This is a genomic window from Kiloniella sp. (assembly GCF_965205715.1).
GTDB lineage: Bacteria > Pseudomonadota > Alphaproteobacteria > Kiloniellales > Kiloniellaceae > Kiloniella.
The window spans coordinates 1-23,819 of the sequence record NZ_CBDBHW010000003.1 but is presented as its reverse complement, the minus strand read 5'-3'; the positions used below and the strand labels follow the sequence as shown (position 1 = coordinate 23,819).

Here is a 23,819-nt window from a genome sequence, read left to right as displayed (position 1 = left end):
GTAAATGAAGTTGGTCTTGATCCCGGCATTGATCATTTGATGGCGCACATGCTGATGGATGATTACAAAAACTCATCCGTTTTTTCAAAAGATAATGCGCATTCTTTCCGTTCTTACTGTGGGGGGCTTTCGGAAGAGCCAAATGATTTTTGTTATAAGTTCAGCTGGGCGCCGCTCGGCGTGCTTAAGGCGCTGAGATCACCGTCTAAAAGTCTGCGTAATGGCAAGATCTACGATGTGAGCCGTCCATGGGACGCGGTACAGTCCTATGAGATTGCTTTGGAAAAAGGGGCCGAAACATTTGAAGTATATCCCAACCGCGATTCCTATCTTTTTATGAAAGAGTATGGTTTCGGCAGTGGCTGGAATATGGATCTGTTTGTTCGCGGTACTCTGCGTTATGGCGGTTGGTCCACGGCATGGGCAGACCTCTTCAAGGAAATTGAAACCCTGGAAGGTGAAGCTGGAGACAAGCGTTTGGCTGAAATCTCAGCGGATCTCTGGGATAAATATTCCTTGAAAGAGGGCGAGCATGATCGTGTTGTTCTCAGCGTTGATCTCTGGGCCGAAAAAGACGGAGTGCGTGTCTACGATAAATCCTATGTCATGGATGCCTATGGCGATGATAATCACACAGCCATGGCGCGTTTGGTTTCAACCCCTGTGAGTTACGCGATTGAAGCTGTTCTTAATGGTGAGATCGCACCAGGCGTTTCCGCGGCACCAAGTGATGTCAAAGTCGCTGGGAAATGGTTGGAAGACCTTCAAGCCGCTGGTGAGAAAATGGCAATCGTGGATCATCTCCAAGGATAACTGATCCAAGAGCGATTTACCCTAAGGCAATTAATGTTGAGGCGAGATGGATTTAACAATCTTCTCGCCTCTTTTATTTTGCTCTAATCTCGAATTGGTTTAATTGAGTTTTTGATCCAGTTAAGCCTTGGCTCTGGGATCAAACCGTAATTGTAGAAGTTGATGCCATCTACACCGGCAGACACAGCGGCTTGAGTTCGTTGGTTTAATGCATCACTTGATTTTACATGTTCGAAGAAGGCGCTGGCGCCAAAGCCGAGATATTTTTCAGAACCTATGGTCTTGCGCGTGGCTTTAATCATGTCAGTGATTTCATCTGGGCTAGCCTCGTATGCACACATGATAATGCCGTCACAGGCTTTATTGATCTCAGTGAGATCAATGCCATCTTTCCAACACTCTTCGCCCTCGATTAAGACGATTCTGCTGTTGGGGTGTGCCGCCTTTTTGATGCTATCCATCAAGGATGTGACGGGTTGGCTACGCCATTGTAAAAAACCGTAGAGGGCAGCTAAGCCTTTAAAGGCGGCAATGTCATCAGTTGGGAAATTGGGAAACTGTGCCGCAGGGCTTTCTCTGTGACAGCTCGCTTCAATAAGATCTCTCACTTGCTGGTGAGCAACCGTGGCATCTACACCGTGGCGTTTTGCGCCCTTTACGCAATGATCGCAAAAGCAGAGTGAGAGTAGAAACTCATCCTCAGTGTTAAGACCAACCCCATCTTTTTGATGGTGATAACCGTGGTTGAAGCCCATAAATCCGATGGATTCCAATTCGACCATGTCGGGCTGATAGTTATGGGTCAGATCCGCGACCAACGTTGTGACATAGTTTCCTGCCGCCGGACTACTTGGGCACAAGCTATAGAGATTTGGGTCACCAAAAGCATTACGTGTTACGTCATCTGGGTGCTGCATACCAAGTCGGGTATTGTGTAGGCAAACCGTCCAGCAAGACACGGCCAGGCCGTGCTTTTGGCGCTGGTCTATCAGCACAGATAACATATCGCCTTTTTCAGTCAGGTTATCTGCGGTGAGGGGCTTTATCTTGTGCTCTTCCCAGCGCTTGGCCTCTGGCGTGAAATAGATTGTGCCATCCTGAGGGAAATAGGTTTTTCGGTGCGGACTGCGGGGCTGTAAGAACCGCCCCGCATGGTAGGAAGCTGCAAGGCTGATACTGTTGACACCAGCCTTGTTGCGATAATCATCGTAGGTCGTTTCTACCCCTAAATCCTGGAGGTCCCAGGGGTAAGCCCACATTGATAACCGCATTTCAATCTCCTCTATGTCGATAGGTTTTATACTGCTGCCACGGCCGTCATTTCAACAAGGATAAGCGGATCTGCCAAGCGGGCCTCGACACAAGCCCGAGCTGGTGGGTTTTCAGGATCAATCCACGCATCGTAAACCTCGTTCATCTTTTCGAAATCAACAATCGCTGGCAGAAATACATCAATGGCAAGGATTTTGGATTTATCGGTTCCGGCTTCAGCGAGAAGATCTTCTATTTTTTGTAACACAGCACGGGTTTGGGTCTGAAGATCCGCAGTGCGATCATCCGCAACCTGACCTGCAACATATACAAAGCCATTGTAGGAAACGGCCTGACTCATACGGCTGCCAACTTGAAAACGTTTAATCATGATAACCCTCTTAACTCTGAGTGGAACACGGTATGTCCGTTATAGTGGACGTTTGTGCGTAAAATGGAAGTCGGCATGATAAAGATTAATCTCTTGAGTGCAAGTGTTGCTCTTTATAAGAGGGGCTGAGAAGGTTTAGAGATAGTTGGAAGCGGCTCTAACTGAGACTTGTCTCTGGAAGATCACTGAGATGCGCTTCTAATTCTTTGGCTGCCTTCTTTAGGCTTTCCAGATAGGTGGATTTATTGCTGTGCCCATCTTCCCTCGGGGTGACGAGACAAAGTGTGGCAAGGCAGACTCCTTGGTTATTTTTAACGGGTACAGCAAAACAGTGGGTATAATTATCGACGATGCTATCAAAGGTGAAATGGCCATCTGTTGTGGCTTGCCTCACCTCGGCAATAAAATCTTGAGGAGCAATGCTGCTTCCATCGGGGAGGATAAAATCATCGTCGTCCAGAAAATCTAAAATTTCCTGATTGTTCATATGACCGACAAGCAGTCGACCGGAAGCCGTGCATGGGATGGGGACAAGTTCGCCTGTATTGGTGGATATCCGAAAAGGTCTGCTGCCCTCTTTCATGAGAGAGACAGTGTATTTATTGCCTTCCAATTTGCAGAGTTGGGTGGTTTCGTGTGTTTCCTGAACGATTTGGTTTAGAAGGTTTTCAGCGCGATCAAAAAAGCTGTACTTGTCGTTATAGGCGCGCCCGAGAAAGTAAAGCCGGCTGCCTAAAAAGAGTTGTCCATCACCACCACTATTTTCCAGAACCTTCATGTCGAGTAAGAGGCGCGTGAGTTCGTAAACCGAAGAGCGGGGTGCTGACATAAGGGTGGCTATTTCATTCGGGCGCAAAGGACGGTTCTCGCGCCTGATTAAATCGAGAATATCAAAGGCACGCTCCAATCCGCGTGCGCGTTGACTTGTCGGTTTTTTCTCTTCCGCCATCTATTATTCCCGATGATGATGCCCAAGTATAAAACACATAAAAGTCTTATACTTGAGCCCCACGGGGATGCCAAATTCAATATTTTAAAATACTAATAGGCGTATTTTTGGAACCAATCTGACCGGGTAGCACCTAGTTCTTCTCAAGGCTGCCCGGTCAAACAAGTTCTTACCAGAAAAATGGTTTTATGTATGCGACCAGTCGTCAGGATCTGCTGAGTTGTTTGGCGACAGTCCGATGATGTCACCCTTGGTCGAGCAGCCCAGACCCAGAACGGTTCTGTTGGCATAATTGAAATAGGCAGAGACCTGATTTACCTCAAGGATTTCACCGTCTGTGAAGCCGGCTTCACGCATGGCGATAACCATATCTTCGGTTGTACTTGCGGGTGTTAAAGTCAGAGCCTGAGCATAGGCCATGGCAATTTTTTGTTTCTCTTCCAGTGGTGCGATATCGATATTGCGCTCATCGATTGCTTTACGGATGCCAGTGGCTTTTTCGTCGTCTTGCAGGAGACGAACCAGTCCGCCAAAGTGATGATCAACACAATAGCCGCAGTCGTTGAGGGAGCTTACCCAAACACCAAGAGTTTCAAGAAACCATTTCGGAATGGTGTTGTTGGTATGGTGAAGTACATATTTGTAAATCGCCATATGCCCTTCCATGCTATGAGGGCGTAGCGAATGCATCATCATGATGTTGTCGACGTTATTGTCTGGGCCTTTGACCCGGTCATACAAGCGGCGCAATTTTCCATCTGATTCTTCGTAGGGAACTGTTTCAATCCATGGCATATCGGTGTTCCTTTAACTAAAACGAGGGTTTCTTTATGAGTAGTTTTTTGTTACAATCTCATATATTGGGACGGTTGATCATATAGTGGGATAAATAGTAGATGGATGTCAATAATCAATCTCAAGCAGGTGTTGGTCTGTTGGCTAAGGCATTTCAGCTTTTGGACTTGTTTCAGATTGACCAACCCAACTGGTCTCAGGCGGAGTTGATTGAACAAACTGGCATGAGCCGCTCAACTGCGAGCCGTCTTGTGCGTTATATGGTTGATAAGGGTTATCTTGCTTTGATGCCCGGGACCGGTCGATACAGTTTAGGGGTTGCGGCGATCAATCTGGGGGAACGCGCAAAGGCTGGTTTTGATCTCAAGGGGTATTGCCAGCCTGCGATGGAGGCGCTCTCTCAAATAACCAGCGAGACAATTGTCCTGACAGCCTATGACCCTGTTAATAAAGTTGCGATCTGCATCGACCAGATTGAAAGTGCTAAGGGGGGGCTTAGGGTGTTTGAGAAGATCGGCGCGACCTTTCCCTTACATGCGGGAGCGGCGCCAAGGGCCATTCTGGCGCTGTTGCCTGAAAATGAACAGCAGGCATATCTGGAAGGAAAATTGGAAAAGTTTACGCCCAATACATTGACGACACCCAAAGAGATACGAGAAGATCTGCAAAAGATAAAAAGTAAGGGATTCTGTCATTCGCAAGAAGAGACCTATCTCGGTGCTGCGGGAATGGCTGCTGCCTTCTGGGGCGGCGGGGGTTATCCTCTGGGATCGATTGCGATTGCTTATCCTCTACAGAACATGGATGAGGCGGATCAGGTTCGAATTGGGGATGAAATGGCAAAGATAGCTAATGAGTTATCTGCTACCTTGAAATCGTCCTGACCCTTCTCATCCGCTTCAATATCGGGGTGGGGAATGCATAAGTGGGTATCTGGAACTAACCTCGGAATAGAGGCACTGGAGTATGTCGAGCAGGCGCCTATTCCTCCGTCAGATGATAAGCTTGGCTCTTCTCCGCTTTGTTGAGTAGAAAAAGATGCCGACCGCCAAGTAACCTGTTGATATGTATGGTTTCTGATAACTTTACATAGAGCAGGTATATGACAATCAACATCTCGCAGCATATTTTAGGCCTCAAAGGGCAACGTGTAAATGAAATTAAACTGGATGACGGCGGTGTTAAGATTGTCATTCACTGCAGCCGAGACGCGCGTAGGAGGGCTATAGACCCTGCTACAGGCCAGAAGGGAAGCATCAACCAGCATGTCCGCCGACAAGTAAACGACATCCCCCTTTTTGGGTATCCTTGTGTGGTCGAGATTGAGCTGGCGCAGGTTTATATTAACAAGGGCGAACGCCGCATTGAGGGGTGTGATTTTGTTGATAAAGGGTGCCGTTTCACTCACCGATTTTGCCGACTGATCAGTGGATTATGTCGGCATATGTCTATTCAAGCGGTTTCCAGACATTTGGATATACGATGGGAAACGGTCAAGAATATCGACAGGGCATACCTTATTGAAACTCTCCCTACGCTTGATCCTGCAGAGCTAACTGGCTTGGAATATATTGGTGTAGATGAAGTTGCCCGGGCGAAAGGTCATGACTACATGACGGTGGTCTACGATATGGTTGGCGGTCATCTGATCTGGGTTGAAGCAGGCCGAACTGCCGAGGTTTTTTCAAGGTTTTTGAAACAACTGCAACCAGATACAGCCTGCAAAATAAAGGCCGTAGCGATGGATATGGGGCCTGCCTACCAAAAGGCTGTCAGAGAGTCCTTGCCGTTGGCCGACATAGTATTTGACCGTTTCCACGTCATGAAAAACTACAGCAAAGCTATCCATAATCAGCGTCGACTTGAGTTCAGAAAGGCCGATCCAAGTGGTAAAGAGTTGATGAAAGGGACGCATTATCTGTTGCTCAAAAATGCGGATAAGTTGAGTGAAAAACAAAGTGACAAGCTGCAAAGGTTGCTGGAGAGCAATAGCAACCTGAATGCACTTTACGTCTTGAAAGAACAGCTTCAGCTGCTGTGGAGTGCCGCTTCATTTGAGGCGATGGCGGAGCAACTGGAACGTTGGTGCCTGATAGCAGATCAGTCACAGATGCTCTATCTAAAAAAGTTCGCGAAATCCCTACGGAAACATTGTGTGGGCATCTGCAACTACGCCAAACACAAGCTCACAAGCGCCAGGATAGAGGCTGGTAATGTCAGTATAGGAATGATCCGTAAGCGAGCCAGAGGCATCAAGGATACCGAATACTTCAAACTCAAAATTAGACAATCATCCATTCCAGATAATCAATCTATGCTCTATTTGAAATCCTAAATCTACTCAACAAAGCGGAGAAGAGCCACTTCTTTGTCGATCTATGCTGTTGCAAGCCAGTATGTCATGATCGATCTTATGGGGCAGGGCGTTCCCGCCTGGTCGATTGTTCTTGCGGTCTTCGCCATCAATTTTCGACATGTGCTGTATTCTGCCTCTATTGGTAGGGAAATGAAGATCTTTTCCAGTTTTCAAAAAGCGATCGCTTTCTTTTTCTTGGTGGATCCTCAATATGCAGCCTCTGAATCCCGTGCATTACGCACTGGTTTGCAACCAGCCTACTACTTCTCTTATGCAGCAATAGTATACACCACCTGGATCGTCTCGAATTGTGTCGGAGGACTGTTTGGTTCACTCATTGTCGAACCTGAAAAATACGGTATCGACTTCATCCTTCCTCTTTATTTTACAGGACTGGTTATGGGATTTCACAAACGTCCAAACTTTGCACCTGTCCTGGTAATGAGCGGCGGAGTTTCTCTACTTGCTTACTTCACAATTGGAAGCCCCTGGCACATTACATTGGGGGGCATTGCTGGCCTTGTCGTCGCAGCAGTTTTAAGCCGCCCAGTCGGGGGAACAGCTCATGCATGATATCATTGCTTTAATTCTTGCCTGTGCCGCCGCCACGTATCTCACGCGAATAGGGGGGCATGTTATTTTATCCCGGTTTGGAAGTACTCATTACCGCATAGAAGCAGCTCTCGTCGCTGTTCCAACCGCTGTTTTAACGGCACTTGTTGCACCATCGCTTCTAACTAATGGCCCTGCCGAAGCTTTAGCAATATTACTCGCTGGAGCCGTTGCTCTGCGAGCCTCTTTAATGATGAGTGTTGCAGCTGGATTGATAAGTCTTATGGCTTTACGTTTTATACTTGTTTAGGTCCTAATCAAAAACTTCCTTAGTATAAAACGAGATATCTCAGACACAAAAAAACCGACGTTTATAACGCCGGTTTTTTTGTGTGTTTGGTTTACTTAGGAGATTGCGAGCTTTTGCTCTATAGCGGCATTCTTAATTGCTTTTTGCAGTTTTTCAAAAGCGCGAACTTCAATTTGACGGACACGTTCTCGGCTGATGTCATAGACATGAGAAAGATCTTCCAAGGTGGTTGGATTGTCTTTCAATCGACGCTCTTGGAGAATGTGTTTCTCTCTGTCTGTCAGAGTGTCCATGGCCTCTTCAAGCAATACCCGTCGTTTGGTGAGCTCTTCAGATTCTGCATAAACGACTTCCTGGCTTTCAGTCTCATCAACAAGCCAATCCATCCATTCTCCATCTCCATCAATACGAAGAGTAGCGTTAAGGGAGTTGTCTGGACCCGCAAGGCGTCGGTTCATCTGCACGACGTCGTTCTCAGAAACCTTTAGGGTATCTGCGATATGGGTAACCTGTTCAGGAGCGAGATCTCCCTCGTCGATCGCAGCCATTTGTCCCTTCAGTTTCCGAAGATTAAAGAACAGTTTTTTCTGGGCTGCAGTTGTTCCCATTTTCACGAGAGACCATGAGTGGAGGATGTATTCCTGAATAGAAGCTCGGATCCACCACATGGCATAAGTTGCGAGACGAAAGCCTTTTTCCGGATCAAATCGTTTTACAGCCTGCATCATCCCGACGTTTCCTTCAGAAATCAGTTCTGAAACGGGTAATCCATAACCGCGATAACCCATGGCAATTTTTGCCACAAGACGGAGGTGACTGGTAACGAGAGTATGTGCAGCATCAACATCATCATTTTCACGCCAGCTTTTCGCGAGCATGTATTCCTGATTCTGTTCTAACATTGGGAATTTGCGGATATCCTGGAGATAGCGCGAAAGGTTTCCCTCTGGAGTTAGTGCCGGTATTCTTGGTGATGCCATACGTATTCTCCCCTGTCTTCGCTTGTTGCTAGGTTAACAACCATTCATTTGCAACAGCATTTCTCTGCTAGTAGCTCATATGGTGTTTAATGCCGCACTGCACAAGGGGTATTTATTTTGCGAGTTGCGATTTTTAATTATTATAAACTATTTATCAAATCTTTCAAATCTATTGAAAGTTCGCTTGAGAACGTTAATTCCTCTTTCGTGATCGGATGAATGAATCCCAAGGTTTTTGCATGAAGGGCCTGACGTTCGAACGATTTCATCTTCTCTTGTGCCGCAGATGGAAGGTTTCTTATCCTGCTTTGACTTTGACTTCCATAGAGCGGGTCACCCAATAGAGGATGTCCTGAGTGTGTCATGTGGACACGTATTTGATGGGTTCTGCCGGTTTCTAATCGACACTCGATAAGACTAGCGGCTCCGCTGGATAGGATCTGGAGTGTCTTGTAGTGCGTTATCGCCGCTTTTCCTCCCCGCGGGACAACAGCCATTTTTTTTCTGTTTTTCGGGCTTCTGCCAATATTCCCCTCAATCCGACCAGAAGCCGGTTTGGGGTATCCCCATACGACAGCATTGTAGCTTCGTTCTATATCATGGGCGGCAAAAAGTTGAACCAGGCCCTGGTGGCACTCATCGGTTTTTGCAACTACCATTAAGCCACTGGTGTCTTTGTCTATGCGGTGCACAATACCTGGGCGCTTAACGCCACCAATTCCTTTGAAGTCTTCTCCGCAATGATAAAGCAGAGCATTTACGAGAGTGCCGTCACTATTCCCTGGGGCTGGGTGGACAACCATTCCAGATGGTTTGTTAATAATCAGAAGGTAGGGATCCTCAAATACAATATCCAGAGGGATGTCTTGGGCAACAGGTTCGGGGTCCACTGCTTGGGGGACGGATAAACTGACTGACTGGCCTACCTTTAACCGGTAGTTCGGTGTTTCTATAATTGCGCCATCTATTAACAGACATTTCTGAGTGATCAGGGCCTGAAGTCGGCTCCGGGAAAGGTCAGGAAGTCGATCTGCGAGGAACTTGTCGAGGCGGAGCTTTTTTTCTGCTTCTTCCACAATCAATGTGTATGCTTGTTCCGCATTCCTGTTTGTGTCTAAATTTGTGCCAAAATCTGGCATGGGGTTCCTCATTTAGATATCTCTGACTTGTAGAGCTGATCCGGCTCACTTATTACAAGACATTCTTTTACTCGTGGGTTGATCAAGATGAAAGCTATTAAGATAGCAGTGGTAATAATGAGCATTTTGCTTGTCGTTGGTTTTGGCGTGGTTATTTACACAATATCCACTAGGGTTAGCGATGGCACCTTAACTGAAAGTTCCGAGAATGCTTCCAAGAAAGCCATAGTCGAAGATGTCAATCTGAGCGGCTTACCTGATACATTTGAAAATGTGACCCTTAATTTACCATTTGGGTGCCGTCTTGCCGATGCGCAACTGCAATCAGGCATAGTTATGTTGCGTTTTGACGGCGCAATAGAGCGCGGGTGCCAAAAAGTTGAACTATATTCTTCAGAAAGTGGAGAGCGTCTTGGGGGATGGTCTTTGAAAGCATCGGGAGATAACCCTGAAGAACCAAAGTCAGAATAAAGCCTGCAACTGAAGTTACGAGAAAAGGTGACTATGACAAATTTTGCCTCAGATAACGTTACCGGGGTTGCTCCTGAAATTATGGAAGCAATTATTCGTGCGAATAACGACCATGCAGCCTCAAGCTACGGTGCTGATAAATGGACAGATAGTCTAAGTGAAAAAGCTTCAGTGGTTTTTGAAAAGGACGTTACTGTGTTTCCCGTTATCAGTGGAACAGCAGCGAATGTTCTACCAATTTCATCTTTAACCCCACCCTATGGCTCGATTTATTGTCACAGAGAAGCACACATAAATACAGACGAATGTAATGCGAGTGAATTTTATACCGGGGGTGCTAAATTAGTTTCTCTTCCAGGTGAACATGGGAAATATACTGCAGATACTCTCTCCGCAGCTATTTTTGGCAAAGGCGTACCCAGACATGCCCAGCCTTCTTTGGTGAGTATCACTCAAACGACAGAAGCAGGAACCTTATATCGACCTGCTGAAATATCTGAAATTACAGAGATTGCCCGAAAGAATGGCATGAAGGTACACATGGATGGAGCTCGGTTTGCAAATGCTGTGGCCGGACTTGGAGTGTCTCCTGCCGAGCTCACGTGGAAAGCGGGCGTTGATGTTCTTTCTTTTGGGGCGACAAAAAATGGAGCGATGGGGGCTGAACTTGTCGTTTTCTTTAATGGAACAGATACAAAAAAGTTGGAACACAGAAGAGTTCGAGGGGGACACTTCCTTTCGAAAATGCGGTTTGTCTCAGCTCAATTAGCTGCCTATCTCGACAATGAGCTGTGGCTAAGGAATGCTACTCAAGCCAATGCAATGGCAACAAAGATAGCTACCTGTCTCGAAGAAAACCCAGCAGTAACATTTATCCACCCTGTAGAGGCTAATATCCTGTTTTTGAAAATGCCTAAGGCCCTGGTGGGGGCTCTTAAAAGTGCTGGTTTTGAATTTTACGAAATGTCCAATGATGATCCGACTTTAGTTAGACTGGTTCTGTCGTTTAATTCAAATGAGGCTGATGTAGATAAATTTGCAGAGATTGCAAAGAAATACTCATAACCTTGGCGCTTTAGCCCGACACCATTTCCAGACACATTAATCGCAAAAAAAAACCTCGCTTCAATAGTGAGGTTTTTTTTATTCAGTTCGAGGAGAGTTTTTTTTTGAGTATTTCTGGAAAATTATTAATCCAGCTTAGTTGGTGCTACGTAAAAAAATATAAGAGCATTTTCAGTTGAATAGAGAATAACAGCTGAAAATGTTCAGAGAATTTTTGCGGTGATGGGTCGCGGGCTCAGTCTTCCAGCTTATCACTTCCTAAACTTAAAAGATTCAAAGGCTGATTGTTAGAGGGAACGTATCGCAGGTAAGTGCCGACACATAGAGGAGATCATCATGCCCAAAACCGATATTTTCGACGTATATTCCGAGCTGTATGATAGCCGGCAAGAATACGAAATGTCGTTGAGGGATTACTTGTCTGGTTGCCGTGAAGACAAGGGAATGTACGCCTCAACCGCAGAACGTATGTTGGAAGCCATTGGTGAACCTGAACTTTTTGATACAAGTCAGGATGAGCGAATGGGGCGCGTTTTTATGAATCGCACCATCAAACGCTATACAACTTTTGATGAATTCTACGGTATGGAAGAAACCATCGAGCGAATAGTTGGGTTCTTCAAGCATGCTTCTCAAGGATTGGAAGAGAAGAAACAAATTCTCTATTTATTGGGACCCGTAGGGGGCGGGAAATCATCTATTGCAGAACGTCTTAAGGCTTTAATAGAAAACTGTCCTGTTTATGTGCTCAAAGCTGGAGACCATATCAGCCCAATATTTGAATCTCCGCTAGGTCTATTTGATCCAGATAAAATGGGTGATCTTCTCGAAGATAAGTACGGTATCTCTAAACATCGTCTTCCTGGATTAATTTCTCCTTGGGCTTTAAAAAGACTGGAAGAGTTTGAAGGTGATATTTCTAAATTCACCGTCCTAAAATTGTACCCCTCTAAATTAAAACAAATCTGTGTAACAAAAACTGAACCTGGGGATGAGAATAACCAGGATATATCTTCTCTCGTAGGTAAGGTCGATATTCGTAAATTGGAATATTACAGCCAAAACGATTCAGATGCCTATTCCTATAGTGGTGGTTTGAATATGGCGACGCAGGGGCTTCTTGAATTTGTAGAGATGTTTAAGGCACCCATTAAGATGCTTCATCCTCTTCTTACCGCGACACAAGAAGGTAATTATGTTGGTACAGAGAACCTCGGAGCGATCCCATTTCAGGGGATAATACTCGCGCATTCTAATGAATCTGAGTGGCAAAATTTTAAAAACAATAAAAATAACGAAGCTTTTATCGATCGCGTATGTGTGATCAAGGTTCCCTATAGCCTACGGGCTATGGAAGAGGCTGAGATTTATCATAAACTACTACGCAATAGTGACCTTAGTGAAACAAATTGCGCGCCTTCTACCCTGGAAATGATGTCTCAGTTCAGTGTTATGACACGCTTAAAAGAGCATGAGAATTCTAATATCTTCTCGAAAATGCGTGTTTATAACGGGGATAACCTGAAGGACGTTGATCCCAATGCCAAACCTATTCAAGAGTACAGAGAAGCTGCTGGTCAAAATGAAGGCATGAACGGGGTGTCTACCCGGTTTGCCTTCAAAGTCTTAGCGGAAACTTTTAACTATGATGCCAATGAGGTCGCCGCTGATCCGGTACATTTAATGTATATTCTGGAGCAATCGATCCAGCGTGAGCAGTTCCCCGAAGAAGTCGAAAAACGATACCTGGAATTTATTAAGGGATATCTATCTGTTCGGTATGCTGAGTTTATTGGCAATGAAATTCAAAAAGCTTATTTGGAATCGTATTCTGATTTCGGGCAAAATCTTTTTGATCGTTATATCTCATACGCAGATGCCTGGATTGAAGGTCATGATTTCAAAGATCCTGATACAGGGCAATTACTAGATCCTCGTATTTTGGATCAAGAGCTTTCAAAAATTGAAAAACCAGCAGGTATTTCCAATCCTAAAGACTTCCGAAATGAAGTTGTGAAATTCACCCTGCGTGCCAGGGCAAACAATAAAGGGCGGAACCCTCGCTGGACCTCCTATGAAAAACTCCGGGAGGTTATTGAGAAACGGATGTTCTCCCAAGTTGAAGATCTGTTGCCTGTGATTTCCTTTGGTTCGAAAAAAGACAAGAAAACAGAATCAAAACACAATGAGTTTGTCGACCGTATGGTGGACCGTGGGTATAGCAAGCGCCAAGTACACAGGCTTGTCGACTGGTACATGCGTGTGAACAAAGCAGGATAACCTGCGCTGTTCTTTTAGGGAGGAAACAACCGAACGGAAAAACATTATTATGATGCATTTTATCGATAGGCGATTAAACCCAAAGGGTAAGTCTTTACCCAACAGGCAGCGCTTTATGCGCAGAGCTCAGTCTCAAATCCGAAAAGCGGTAAAGGAAGCTGTGAATGGGGGGAAAATTACAGACATTGGCCATAATGGACGCATCACTATTCCGTCGAAAGGGTTGGATGAACCCCGGTTCAAATATGACTTTAGCAAGGGCAAACACGATCGGGTTCTTCCTGGCAATAAAGAGTTTTCTGCTGGAGATCAGATCAAGCGACCGCCTAAAGGGGGAGAAGGTAAGGGAGGCAAAAAGGCTAGTGAAGATGGTGATGGCGAAGACAGCTTTCAGTTTTCTCTTTCTCGAGAAGAGTTTTTAGAAGTCTTTTTTGAAGACCTTGAACTTCCCGATTTGATCAAGACGTCTTTGAAAGAAGAGGTGGAGTTCGAAAAGCAACGCGCAGGTTTCGTTCGGGTCGGGTCTCCCAGTAATCTCGATCTAAAACGGACGATGCGCCACAGTCTTGCCCGCCGCATTGCAATGAAACGACCGGGAAGTGATGAAGTTGACGAATTACGAGCAGAAGTTCTAGAGCTAGAGGCCAGAGGTAAAAAAACCAAGAAACTAAAAACTCTTCAAGAAAAACTTGAGCTCTTGGAAAATCGTCGCCGCTTTGTGCCTTACATCGATCCCCTTGATGTCCGGTATAAATCATTCACCAAGATCCCTAAGCCCAATACAAGAGCAGTCATGTTTTGTCTCATGGATGTCTCAGGCTCTATGAGTGAGGGGATGAAGGATCTGGCAAAACGATTCTTCATGCTTCTTCACCTTTTCCTTTCCACCCAATACGAACGAGTAGAACTGGTTTTCATCCGCCACACCCATATGGCGAAAGAGGTGGATGAAGAAACATTTTTTTATTCCCGGGAAACCGGGGGAACGATTGTTTCATCAGCCTTGGAAGAGATGCAAAAAGTACTGCATGACCGCTTTCCATTGGGGGAGTGGAATATCTATGCAGCCCAGGCTTCTGATGGTGATAACTTTGCCAGTGATCGCGAAAAATGCCTGTCCATAATGGGGGAGGCTATCCTGCCAGCCTGTCAGTATTTTGCTTACATCGAAGTCATGGATGAGCAAGAACTTGAGATTTTCAAAGACGAACAAAATATGACGGACCTTTGGCGGATTTATTCGCAACTAACATCCGAATTTCAGAATTTTGCGATGCGTCGTGTCGTGAAATCGAATGATATTTTTCCTGTATTTCAGGATTTATTCTCTAAAGAAAACGCTAAAGAAGCGTAACGAGAGGAGCACATATGGGACAGGCGCGCAAAATGCAAAAGCCTCTCTATGATGGTGCAGAGTGGAGCTTTGAAAAGCTGGATACTGTGTATGATGCGATTGAAGAGATCGCCATCGAAGAGTTGGGATTAAATGTTTATCCCAACCAAGTCGAAGTCATTACCTCTGAGCAAATGCTTGATGCTTACTCGGGAATAGGGATGCCATTGATGTATAATCACTGGTCATTCGGAAAAAGTTTTGTTCAGGACGAGTTCTACTATCGCAAAGGAATGCGTGGACTTGCTTATGAAATTGTAATTAATTCAAGCCCCTGTATAAGTTACGTCATGGAAGAGAATACCATGACCATGCAGGCTTTGGTGGTTGCCCACGCGGCATTCGGCCATAACCACTTTTTCAAAAATAATCATTTATTTAAACAGTGGACTGATGCCGAAGCCATTCTCGATTATATGCATTTCGCCCGCGAATATATCAGTAAATGTGAAGAACGCCATGGTGTCGAAGCTGTTGAAGAACTTCTCGATGCAGCACATACCTTAAGAGATAATGCTGTCGATCACTATTCCAGGCCAATTCCGTTATCGAGTGAGATGGCCCAACAAAGGTTGGCTGACCGGGAAGAGCATGAACGCACGGATTATCGGGATATCTGGACCACTCTCCCCCCTGAAGCGGAGAGTGCTGACAAAGAAAAAAGCAAAAGCCGCACTCAAGAAGTAAACATGTTCAAGTTTGACTTGCCAGAGGCAAATTTACTTTATTTTTTCGAAAAACACAGTCCCATTTTACAGGAGTGGCAGCGTGAAATTCTTCGAATTGTTCGAAATATAGCTCAATACTTTTATCCACAAAGGCAAACCAAGGTCATGAACGAAGGCTGTGCCTGTTTTTGCCACTATTACATAATGAACAGTTTATACGACAAAGGCCTGATTACTGAAGGTTCTATGCTCGAGTTTATTGATTATCACACACGTGTTGTTGCCCAGCCTGAATTTGATGACCCGAGATGGAGTGGTATTAATCCCTATGCATTGGGTTTTGCAATGATGCAAGATATCTACAGGATCTGCCACGACCCCACTGAGGAAGATAAAACGTGGTTTCCTGATATTGCAGGGAATAATAAGGGAGTTGAGGTTCTCAAGGATGCATGGGCTAACTATCGTGATGAGAGTTTTATACTTCAGTTTTTAAGCCCGAAGCTCATGCGTGATTTCAGAATGTTTCAAATTCACGATAATTCCGCTCTACCTCACCTCAAAGTCGAGGCCATTCACGATAGTCGTGGTTATCGAAAAATAAGAAGTGCCTTGGCTAAATCCTATACCGTTTCAGCGATGACACTTGATATCCAGGTTGCAGATGTTGAGTTCGAAGGGGATCGCACTATAACTCTTCGACATATGGTTCATGATGATGTCCCAATAGATGGGAAAGAGGCAGAGCAGGTAATGCAACGCATCGCCCAGTTATGGGGATATGATGTGGGGCTCTATTGTGAGGATGCCGTGACAGGCAAAATTCTTGCAACCTATGATGTGACCACTTCTTAAAACCTAGTTTTATTGTACGAGAAATACCGCAAAAGGACCCGGCTCATTTTATTTTGGTATTTTATCAACTGCCTCTTTAAGCCTTGGTAAGGATTTGGTAGCAGTTAGCTTGTATAATGTAAGCTGATACGGTCACTCGGTGTAACTGGGCGTTGCCAGAATTTCCCAGTACAAACGTATCTTCTTAGTCGGATAACAGTTTTTTGATAGCAATAGAGTGACCTTTTTCTTGCTGGAATGGTCTATCCGACTTTAAAAGGGGAGCACAGGACAATTAATCAAATGATTGAACAGGATATGTCGAGCCGAAACGACGAATTTCCTATTCGCGAAGATCTTGTGATTCAGGCCCTGTCTGATGAGGTTGGCGAAGAGATGATCCCTTTTCTTGTTGAGCGATTCCGAACAGACCTTCAAACACACTTGGATGGTGTCATCATAGCTGCAAGTAGTTTTGATGGCGAACAGCTGGAAAGAGAAAGCCATACATTAAAAAGTGTTAGTGGCACTTTTGGCGCGGTTCGACTTCAAAAACAAATGACTATGATAAATGAGTGCTGCCGAAGAGGGGATGTGAAGCAGGCGATAAAGTTTGCCGATAAGGTAAAAGTCATAGGTCAACTCACAATGGAAGCCTACCTTAAGGATTAAGGTGCAGCTTATTTATGTAGGTTCTCAGCCTGCGACTGATGTTCCGGTTTCGATTGGGTATGGTTGAGCTTGGCAAGGCTGGCTAGGGGCATTAAGGTTTATGAACTAAATTCTAAAACCAATATCCTTTTAATCGCGATATGCATACCCCTTTGATATTAATGAATGACTGATACTCCCTCTATTCTCCTTGTTGAAGATACGGCCTCTCTTTCGGCAGTATACACAAGTTATTTGCGTCGTTCGGGTTATGATTCGACACAAGTCGCATCAGGAGGTGATGCGCTTGTTGAATTAGCGCGCGGAGGTTACCGGGTCGTATTACTTGATTTACAATTGCCTGATATGGATGGAATTGAGATCCTCAGAATGGTGCAGGAACAAAAACTTCCTGTCGCCGTTGTTATCATTACTTCTAATGCATCGGTTAATGTCGCCGTCGAATCAATGCGGTTGGGGGCCTATGACTTTCTCGAGAAACCTTTTTCTGCCGATCGGTTGATTGTAACAGTTCGCAATGCTCTAAAACATATGCAGCTATCAGAAATGGTGGAGGCAATTAAAGAACGAACTCATTTTTATGGGTTTATCGGATCATCTCTCGCCATGCAGTCGATCTATCGCACTATAGACTCTGCCTCGGCATCCAAGGCGACAGTTTTTATTACCGGTGAGAGTGGAACAGGTAAGGAGGTTTGTGCGGAGGCGATACATAAATGTAGCCCGCGTATGGATAAGCCATTTGTTCCGCTTAACTGTGGTGCAATACCAAAAGATCTTATGGAATCAGAGATATTCGGGCACGTTAAAGGCGCATTTACGGGGGCCATCAGTAATCGTGATGGTGCTGCCAGTCAGGCCGATGGTGGGACTTTGTTTCTGGATGAAATCTGTGAAATGGATTTGGATCTACAGACCAAATTACTTCGCTTTATTCAAAGTGGAACGTTTCATAAGGTCGGAAGCACGCGACTGGAGACGGTCAATATCAGGATCGTCTGTGCAACCAACAGAAGCCCATTGCAAGAGGTCCAATCCGGTCGGTTTCGGGAAGATCTATACTATCGATTACACGTGATACCAATTCACCTTCCGCCTTTACGAGATCGTGATGAAGATATTTTCGAAATCGCACGGAGTTTTCTTGTTGATTATGCTGAAGAAGAGGGAAAGGATTTCTCCAGCTTCTCTGCTGACGCGGCTGAGATTATCAACAGTTACACTTGGCCCGGTAACATTCGGCAACTTCAAAACGTCATTAGAAATTCAATTGTCCTCAACGATGGGCAAGTTCTGACCGCTGACATGCTTCCTTCGCTTTTAGGTAAAGAAAGTAGAGGGCCAGATTTAACGGAAGACAGTGTGAAACGTTCTCCGTTAAATTCATATGACGAGGCTGCAACGATTAATCCTTCAGGTTCCTTATACCATAATCAATCGGCGGTTAACGATATCGAGCCGTTATGGATTGTCGAAAAAAGAGCTATAGAGGTAGCGATTGAAAGCTGTGGGGGAAGTATTCCAAAAGCAGCTTCACTGCTGGATATTAATCCCTCAACGATTTACCGAAAAAAGGCACAATGGGACCAGCACTAGCGGCGTGCTTGGGGGTACTCTTTTTTGTTGGCAGCAGGCATTTTCAAGGAGAAAGCCATCATAATAATGAAAAGAAGTGGCTCTTCTCCGCTTTGTTGAGTAGAAAAAGATGCCGACCGCCAAGTAACCTGTTGATATGTATGGTTTCTGATAACTTTACATAGAGCAGGTATATGACAATCAACATCTCGCAGCATATTTTAGGCCTCAAAGGGCAACGTGTAAATGAAATTAAACTGGATGACGGCGGTGTTAAGATTGTCATTCACTGCAGCCGAGACGCGCGTAGGAGGGCTATAGACCCTGCTACAGGCCAGAAGGGAAGCATCAACCAGCATGTCCGCCGACAAGTAAACGACATCCCCCTTTTTGGGTATCCTTGTGTGGTCGAGATTGAGCTGGCGCAGGTTTATATTAACAAGGGCGAACGCCGCATTGAGGGGTGTGATTTTGTTGATAAAGGGTGCCGTTTCACTCACCGATTTTGCCGACTGATCAGTGGATTATGTCGGCATATGTCTATTCAAGCGGTTTCCAGACATTTGGATATACGATGGGAAACGGTCAAGAATATCGACAGGGCATACCTTATTGAAACTCTCCCTACGCTTGATCCTGCAGAGCTAACTGGCTTGGAATATATTGGTGTAGATGAAGTTGCCCGGGCGAAAGGTCATGACTACATGACGGTGGTCTACGATATGGTTGGCGGTCATCTGATCTGGGTTGAAGCAGGCCGAACTGCCGAGGTTTTTTCAAGGTTTTTGAAACAACTGCAACCAGATACAGCCTGCAAAATAAAGGCCGTAGCGATGGATATGGGGCCTGCCTACCAAAAGGCTGTCAGAGAGTCCTTGCCGTTGGACGACATAGTATTTGACCGTTTCCACGTCATGAAAAACTACAGCAAAGCTATCCATAATCAGCGTCGACTTGAGTTCAGAAAGGCCGATCCAAGTGGTAAAGAGTTGATGAAAGGGACGCATTATCTGTTGCTCAAAAATGCGGATAAGTTGAGTGAAAAACAAAGTGACAAGCTGCAAAGGTTGCTGGAGAGCAATAGCAACCTGAATGCACTTTACGTCTTGAAAGAACAGCTTCAGCTGCTGTGGAGTGCCGCTTCATTTGAGGCGATGGCGGAGCAACTGGAACGTTGGTGCCTGATAGCAGATCAGTCACAGATGCTCTATCTAAAAAAGTTCGCGAAATCCCTACGGAAACATTGTGTGGGCATCTGCAACTACGCCAAACACAAGCTCACAAGCGCCAGGATAGAGGCTGGTAATGTCAGTATAGGAATGATCCGTAAGCGAGCCAGAGGCATCAAGGATACCGAATACTTCAAACTCAAAATTAGACAATCATCCATTCCAGATAATCAATCTATGCTCTATTTGAAATCCTAAATCTACTCAACAAAGCGGAGAAGAGCCAAAGAAGTGTTAAAAGCAGGCACGTATAAAGTAGCCCATCACTATTAATATAGGTCATTGCCTGCCCCCCCATGATTGGCATCAGCCCACCAATTCCCCACAGAAATCCAAATGAAGTGTTCGCCGCAATGAGTTCAGATCCCGTGTATTCCTGCCCAACAGCTGTGAGAGCGGTGGTATAGATAGACGTCACTATACCTCCCCAGCAAAAGAGCACAAATTTTAGAAGAATGATATTCTGGGCCGCCTGAAATATGGTGCAAATGCAAACAAAGCAAATGATTCCAAGAACGAGGAGTAATTTCCTGATGTTAAATTTGTCAGCCAGCCATCCAATTGGGTATTGGAAAATTATTCCGCCAATGAAAAAAATACTTAACAACTTGTGCATATCTTCTTCAGAGTATCCTTGTCTCGAGCTGTAAATGTGAAAAAAACTTCCCATTAAAGTCTCTGTCCCTGCGGTAAGTACAACAGCGATGCACAATGCAGGGGCGATCAAAATAAAGGCAAAAGGGCTGAATTGGCTTGGGGTTTCAAGATCCAGTTTAGGACTCTTGACAAAGAAAAGTGGAATTAGGGCGATAAAATGTATAAGCGCGCCTATGATGAAAGGCGGCCATCCTTCTGTTCCAGTGGTTATGAGTATTAACGGACCAGAGGCAAACCCTACGCCCAGAGAGATGTTAAAGAGAGCGAGTATTCGCCCGCGGTTTTCGGGGCTTGCGAGATAATTTATCCAGCTTTCGCTGGCGATAAAGATACCGGCTACAGCCATTCCCATAATGAACCTTATAACAACCCAGTACAGGGGGAGGGTGAACAGCTTTAAGCTGATAAACATTAGGGACTCAACAAGCAGGCAAGTAATGAGGTATTTTCTCATACCAAGGAAGGCAATACACTTAGGAACCAAAGGAGAGTAGAGTACTATTGCGATTCCTAACATTGAGCCAACCAGCCCAATTAACGACCCGCTGCTGCCTTCTCGATCTAGTGATAAGGTCATCAATGGAAGGGTGAACCCCATACTGATGCCAGCGATTGAAACGCAAGAGCTGACGATTAGCAGGGATTTTAGGCGTTCTCTCTGTGTGAGGTTTAAGTTGCTATCGGCTTTTTCATTCACAAGGATATCTGTCCTTTAAAATTAATAGGATGCCTTCAAAAGCGGAAATTGATGTGGAGGTGGTGGATATTTCGGTGCGAATGGCATCTATAAAAGTGCCGCGCTTCATGTCTGACGGGAAACAAAATACCTCTGATATCAAACCCTGTTCTCTCATTTCGAGAACACTTTCCACCGTTCCGGTTATGTAGCCATTGCACAGACCGCCATACCAATGATCCTTGGAGGAGCAGAGTTCAGCGAGCTGTGTTTCTTGTAACTGGGGTTCTGCCTGGGCGGTTAGTGATGGAAGGAGAAGTGCTAGAATAATTATATTTTTAAACAAGGTGTCTTACCTTTTTTGGGAGTGTATCATTAGAGTACGCATTGTTTGTAAGGGGTATCTTACCGCTATAATGCTCGCTATGGTTTATTGTTTTATCAAATGCGGTTTAGATACTAGAGAGCAAACCTGTTCAAAGTTGGCAAGAGACGTTTCTTTTAGGCCCTATGTGTTTGAAAGAAATGGACAGTCTGGTTAATTTGGTATCTAACAAATAATCTGTGTGATTCTGTTCACACTTGAAATGGCACTCTAAATACTGAAGGTGAGTTCGTGCGTAAATTAACGGTTTCAGTAACTTTTTTATTATTACTGCTTCTTACCGCCGTTCTTTTTGGGCCAGGGTTTGTTGACTGGAATAAATACAAAGCAGAGATAACCGATCGGGTCTATGCTTCTACGGGTAGAGAGCTGGTTATCGAAGGTGATTTGAGCCTACGTATTCTCCCCTCGCCAAGTTTTTCGGCAAATAATGTCACATTTGCAAATGCCGCCAGCTCAAACGAGCCTTTTATGCTGAGGCTCGATGAACTCGGTGTGAAAATTGCAATATTCCCACTTTTACGGGGCTCCTTAAGAGTTGAAGAAATTACACTCCGTAAACCCGTCATTTTTGCAGAAAAGTTAGCTGATGGCTCTGCTAACTGGGACTTTTCTTCTCAACAAGAGGCCAAGTCTAAAGAGGAAAGCTCTGCATCAGAAGTAAGTTCTGCAACAAATAACAGCGACGATGAAAGTATCGACTTTCTCACGGATATCTCGCTTGACCAATTTCGGGTTATCGATGGAACTCTGACTTATCTTGATCCTGTTAAGGGCGTTAATGAGACTTTTGAGGGGGTTAATGCAGAGATAATTGCAAGCTCTCTTACCGGCCCGTTTACTTTGGCCGGGGATTTATTAATCAGAGGGCAGAGAACAGAACTTGAACTTAATATGGGGCAGATAGCTGAGCAGGGGGCTACTGCTATTAACGCAGGAGTTCGTTTGCCGGACTCAAAGGCAAAACTTAAATTTACAGGGTCTGTTTCCCAGCACGCAGAGGGAACTTCTTATCGCGGGAAATTTGAAGGTGATGGTCAGGATTTAGGATCCCTGATTTCTGAGTTGTTTGGTGTGAAAGTTGCGACCAAGGCAAGCAGTGACTTCGAGCTGTCAGCTTCATTGCAAGGTGATCAAACTGAGATTGATGTTGAAGGCATTAACTTTCGAGTTGGCGTCCAAAATATCACTGGAAATATTAAAGCAAATCTGACCGGCGATCCAAAAATTGAACTCGTATTGGCCAGTCCCCGTGTTAATCTTGATGATATTCTTGCAGGAACCCAGCCCTCTGAAGATGGTACCTCAACCATCCAGGTTGAAGCTCCGCCAGGGACAGAAAGTCCAAGCTCTACCACGATACCTATTTCACCTGAAAAGATATCAGTGTCAAAGTCCTGGCCTGTTTTACCCAAAAATATCAAAGTTAATGCTCAATTACTGATTTCTGACATCATATATAATCGTCAAATCGTTCGAGATTTTACGCTCCATAGCAATCTAAATGATGGAGTTCTAAGAGTTGATCAATTTAATGCACTTCTTCCAAGTGGCGGACAATTATCGATGCTCGGTAGTTATGCAAATCAAACAATTAACGGCCAGCTCATAGCCCGTACTGAAGACCTTCGGGGGATTTTAAATTGGCTCAAGCTTGATGTGCCACCAGTACCAAATGATCGACTTAGGCGCTTGGAAAGTAAGACCAAGTTTTCGATTACTCCTCAACAGGTCGTCTTGAATCCCATTTCCGTAACTCTTGATGTTACCCATCTAGACGGGGCCGTGACGGTCGCCTTACGAGATCGCATCGGCATTGGGGCTCGTCTGGTTGTAGATCGTCTGGACCTTGATGCATACAAACTTGTTAAGGGCGAGGAGGAAGCCCTTGTCCCTTCAAGTAACAATGGTGTCTCCAGTGGCACTTCCTCAACGGATAATACTGTTGACTTGGAGGGTGAAGGTGCCGCGACAAAAGGTGAAGAGAAAGCTAGCAATCCCCTGACTGTCTTGAATGATTTTGATGCGAATCTGGATGTTTCTATTGGTGAAGTCGTATATCGGAAAGTACCTTTAAAAGGGGTGCGATTGGATGGGACCCTTCAACAGGGAGGACTTTCGGTTCGGAATGTTTCTCTTGACGATGTGGTGGGAAGTTCTCTTTCCCTTTCAGGAACTTTTTCCGACTTTACCAGAAATCCATCCATGGATACGACGATTATTGCGAGTATTCGTGATTTACCAAAGCTGTTGGTTGCAACAGGCGATGCTGAAAAAAACACGGTACCTGATTTGGGCTCAATCGAAATCAGTGGAAGTTTAAAGGGAACGGCCAACAACCTTTCTGTTGATTTGATAGGAGGTGTACTCGGAGGATC

The 23,819-nt window shown here is 45.1% G+C and carries 24 protein-coding genes; 14 read left to right on the top strand and 10 right to left on the bottom strand.

Going from position 1 to position 23,819, the window contains the following annotated elements; translation table 11 throughout:
• The coding region (locus tag ACOGW3_RS04030) for a saccharopine dehydrogenase C-terminal domain-containing protein (RefSeq protein ID WP_419901791.1) at nt 1–813 on the top strand (813 nt) is incomplete at its 5' end.
• 83 nt (nt 814–896) lie between these two features.
• On the opposite strand, the gene ACOGW3_RS04025 is transcribed toward ACOGW3_RS04030, so the two are convergent.
• From ACOGW3_RS04025 to ACOGW3_RS04010, 4 genes are all read right to left on the bottom strand, one after another.
• Nucleotides 897–2,084: a hypothetical protein gene (locus ACOGW3_RS04025; RefSeq protein ID WP_419901790.1), complete on the bottom strand. Its 1,188-nt coding sequence runs from the start codon at nt 2,082–2,084 to the stop codon at nt 897–899.
• A 26-nt stretch (nt 2,085–2,110) separates the two neighbouring features.
• Nucleotides 2,111–2,458, bottom strand: a complete 348-nt coding sequence (locus ACOGW3_RS04020; protein WP_419901792.1) for a RidA family protein — start codon at nt 2,456–2,458, stop codon at nt 2,111–2,113.
• A gap of 154 nt (nt 2,459–2,612) precedes the next feature.
• Nucleotides 2,613–3,404: an IclR family transcriptional regulator gene (locus tag ACOGW3_RS04015; protein WP_419901789.1), complete on the bottom strand. Its 792-nt coding sequence runs from the start codon at nt 3,402–3,404 to the stop codon at nt 2,613–2,615.
• 186 nt (nt 3,405–3,590) lie between these two features.
• Nucleotides 3,591–4,199 (bottom strand): carboxymuconolactone decarboxylase family protein, encoded by a 609-nt coding sequence (locus ACOGW3_RS04010; protein ID WP_419901788.1) that lies wholly within the window; start codon nt 4,197–4,199, stop codon nt 3,591–3,593.
• A gap of 101 nt (nt 4,200–4,300) precedes the next feature.
• Between ACOGW3_RS04010 and ACOGW3_RS04005 the strand changes: the two genes are divergently transcribed.
• Complete coding sequence (locus tag ACOGW3_RS04005; RefSeq protein ID WP_419901787.1) at nt 4,301–5,083, top strand: IclR family transcriptional regulator; 783 nt, start codon at nt 4,301–4,303, stop codon at nt 5,081–5,083.
• A gap of 97 nt (nt 5,084–5,180) precedes the next feature.
• On the opposite strand, the gene ACOGW3_RS04000 is transcribed toward ACOGW3_RS04005, so the two are convergent.
• Nucleotides 5,181–5,315, bottom strand: coding sequence for a hypothetical protein (locus ACOGW3_RS04000; protein ID WP_419901786.1), 135 nt, complete (start codon nt 5,313–5,315; stop codon nt 5,181–5,183).
• On the opposite strand from ACOGW3_RS04000, the gene ACOGW3_RS03995 reads away from it, so the two are divergent.
• From ACOGW3_RS03995 to ACOGW3_RS03985, 3 genes are read left to right on the top strand one after another with little or no spacing between them, the layout of a single operon-like run.
• Nucleotides 5,302–6,534, top strand: coding sequence for an ISL3 family transposase (locus ACOGW3_RS03995; RefSeq protein ID WP_419901077.1), 1,233 nt, complete (start codon nt 5,302–5,304; stop codon nt 6,532–6,534). The genes ACOGW3_RS04000 and ACOGW3_RS03995 overlap by 14 nt on opposite strands.
• 33 nt (nt 6,535–6,567) lie before the next feature.
• Nucleotides 6,568–7,128, top strand: a complete 561-nt coding sequence (locus tag ACOGW3_RS03990; protein WP_419901785.1) for an AzlC family ABC transporter permease — start codon at nt 6,568–6,570, stop codon at nt 7,126–7,128.
• Entirely contained in the window at nt 7,121–7,417 is a 297-nt protein-coding gene (locus ACOGW3_RS03985; protein ID WP_419901784.1) for an AzlD family protein, read from the top strand. The genes ACOGW3_RS03990 and ACOGW3_RS03985 overlap by 8 nt, the downstream gene beginning before the upstream one ends.
• Nucleotides 7,418–7,512: 95 nt before the next feature.
• Here ACOGW3_RS03985 and rpoH read toward each other — a convergent pair whose 3' ends face one another.
• Nucleotides 7,513–8,397 (bottom strand): RNA polymerase sigma factor RpoH, encoded by an 885-nt coding sequence (rpoH, locus tag ACOGW3_RS03980; protein WP_419901783.1) that lies wholly within the window; start codon nt 8,395–8,397, stop codon nt 7,513–7,515.
• Between the two features lie 140 nt (nt 8,398–8,537).
• The gene (locus tag ACOGW3_RS03975) at nt 8,538–9,536 is read right to left on the bottom strand and encodes an RluA family pseudouridine synthase (protein ID WP_419901782.1); all 999 of its coding nucleotides are present in this window, start codon (nt 9,534–9,536) and stop codon (nt 8,538–8,540) included.
• A 117-nt stretch (nt 9,537–9,653) separates the two neighbouring features.
• Between ACOGW3_RS03975 and ACOGW3_RS03970 the strand changes: the two genes are divergently transcribed.
• From ACOGW3_RS03970 to ACOGW3_RS03940, 7 genes are all read left to right on the top strand, one after another.
• Nucleotides 9,654–10,007: a hypothetical protein gene (locus ACOGW3_RS03970; RefSeq protein WP_419901781.1), complete on the top strand. Its 354-nt coding sequence runs from the start codon at nt 9,654–9,656 to the stop codon at nt 10,005–10,007.
• 33 nt (nt 10,008–10,040) lie between these two features.
• Nucleotides 10,041–11,072, top strand: coding sequence for a threonine aldolase family protein (locus ACOGW3_RS03965; RefSeq protein ID WP_419901780.1), 1,032 nt, complete (start codon nt 10,041–10,043; stop codon nt 11,070–11,072).
• A gap of 336 nt (nt 11,073–11,408) precedes the next feature.
• Nucleotides 11,409–13,352 (top strand): PrkA family serine protein kinase, encoded by a 1,944-nt coding sequence (locus ACOGW3_RS03960; RefSeq protein ID WP_419901779.1) that lies wholly within the window; start codon nt 11,409–11,411, stop codon nt 13,350–13,352.
• Between the two features lie 49 nt (nt 13,353–13,401).
• Nucleotides 13,402–14,706: a YeaH/YhbH family protein gene (locus ACOGW3_RS03955; protein ID WP_419901778.1), complete on the top strand. Its 1,305-nt coding sequence runs from the start codon at nt 13,402–13,404 to the stop codon at nt 14,704–14,706.
• A 14-nt stretch (nt 14,707–14,720) separates the two neighbouring features.
• Nucleotides 14,721–16,268, top strand: coding sequence for a SpoVR family protein (locus tag ACOGW3_RS03950; protein WP_419901777.1), 1,548 nt, complete (start codon nt 14,721–14,723; stop codon nt 16,266–16,268).
• Between the two features lie 282 nt (nt 16,269–16,550).
• Nucleotides 16,551–16,919, top strand: coding sequence for an Hpt domain-containing protein (locus ACOGW3_RS03945; protein ID WP_419901776.1), 369 nt, complete (start codon nt 16,551–16,553; stop codon nt 16,917–16,919).
• 165 nt (nt 16,920–17,084) lie between these two features.
• Nucleotides 17,085–18,515 (top strand): sigma-54-dependent transcriptional regulator, encoded by a 1,431-nt coding sequence (locus tag ACOGW3_RS03940; protein ID WP_419901775.1) that lies wholly within the window; start codon nt 17,085–17,087, stop codon nt 18,513–18,515.
• 58 nt (nt 18,516–18,573) lie between these two features.
• Here ACOGW3_RS03940 and ACOGW3_RS03935 read toward each other — a convergent pair whose 3' ends face one another.
• Nucleotides 18,574–18,702 (bottom strand): hypothetical protein, encoded by a 129-nt coding sequence (locus ACOGW3_RS03935; protein ID WP_419901774.1) that lies wholly within the window; start codon nt 18,700–18,702, stop codon nt 18,574–18,576.
• Between ACOGW3_RS03935 and ACOGW3_RS03930 the strand changes: the two genes are divergently transcribed.
• The gene (locus ACOGW3_RS03930) at nt 18,689–19,921 is read left to right on the top strand and encodes an ISL3 family transposase (RefSeq protein ID WP_419901773.1); all 1,233 of its coding nucleotides are present in this window, start codon (nt 18,689–18,691) and stop codon (nt 19,919–19,921) included. The genes ACOGW3_RS03935 and ACOGW3_RS03930 overlap by 14 nt on opposite strands.
• On the opposite strand, the gene ACOGW3_RS03925 is transcribed toward ACOGW3_RS03930, so the two are convergent.
• On the bottom strand, nt 19,899–21,077 hold the full coding sequence (locus tag ACOGW3_RS03925; RefSeq protein ID WP_419901772.1) for an MFS transporter: 1,179 nt from the start codon (nt 21,075–21,077) through the stop codon (nt 19,899–19,901). The genes ACOGW3_RS03930 and ACOGW3_RS03925 overlap by 23 nt on opposite strands.
• Nucleotides 21,070–21,402 (bottom strand): Rap1a/Tai family immunity protein, encoded by a 333-nt coding sequence (locus ACOGW3_RS03920; RefSeq protein ID WP_419901771.1) that lies wholly within the window; start codon nt 21,400–21,402, stop codon nt 21,070–21,072. The genes ACOGW3_RS03925 and ACOGW3_RS03920 overlap by 8 nt, the downstream gene beginning before the upstream one ends.
• A gap of 270 nt (nt 21,403–21,672) precedes the next feature.
• Between ACOGW3_RS03920 and ACOGW3_RS03915 the strand changes: the two genes are divergently transcribed.
• A partial coding sequence (locus ACOGW3_RS03915) for an AsmA family protein (RefSeq protein ID WP_419901770.1) occupies nt 21,673–23,819 on the top strand: 2,147 nt, incomplete at its 3' end.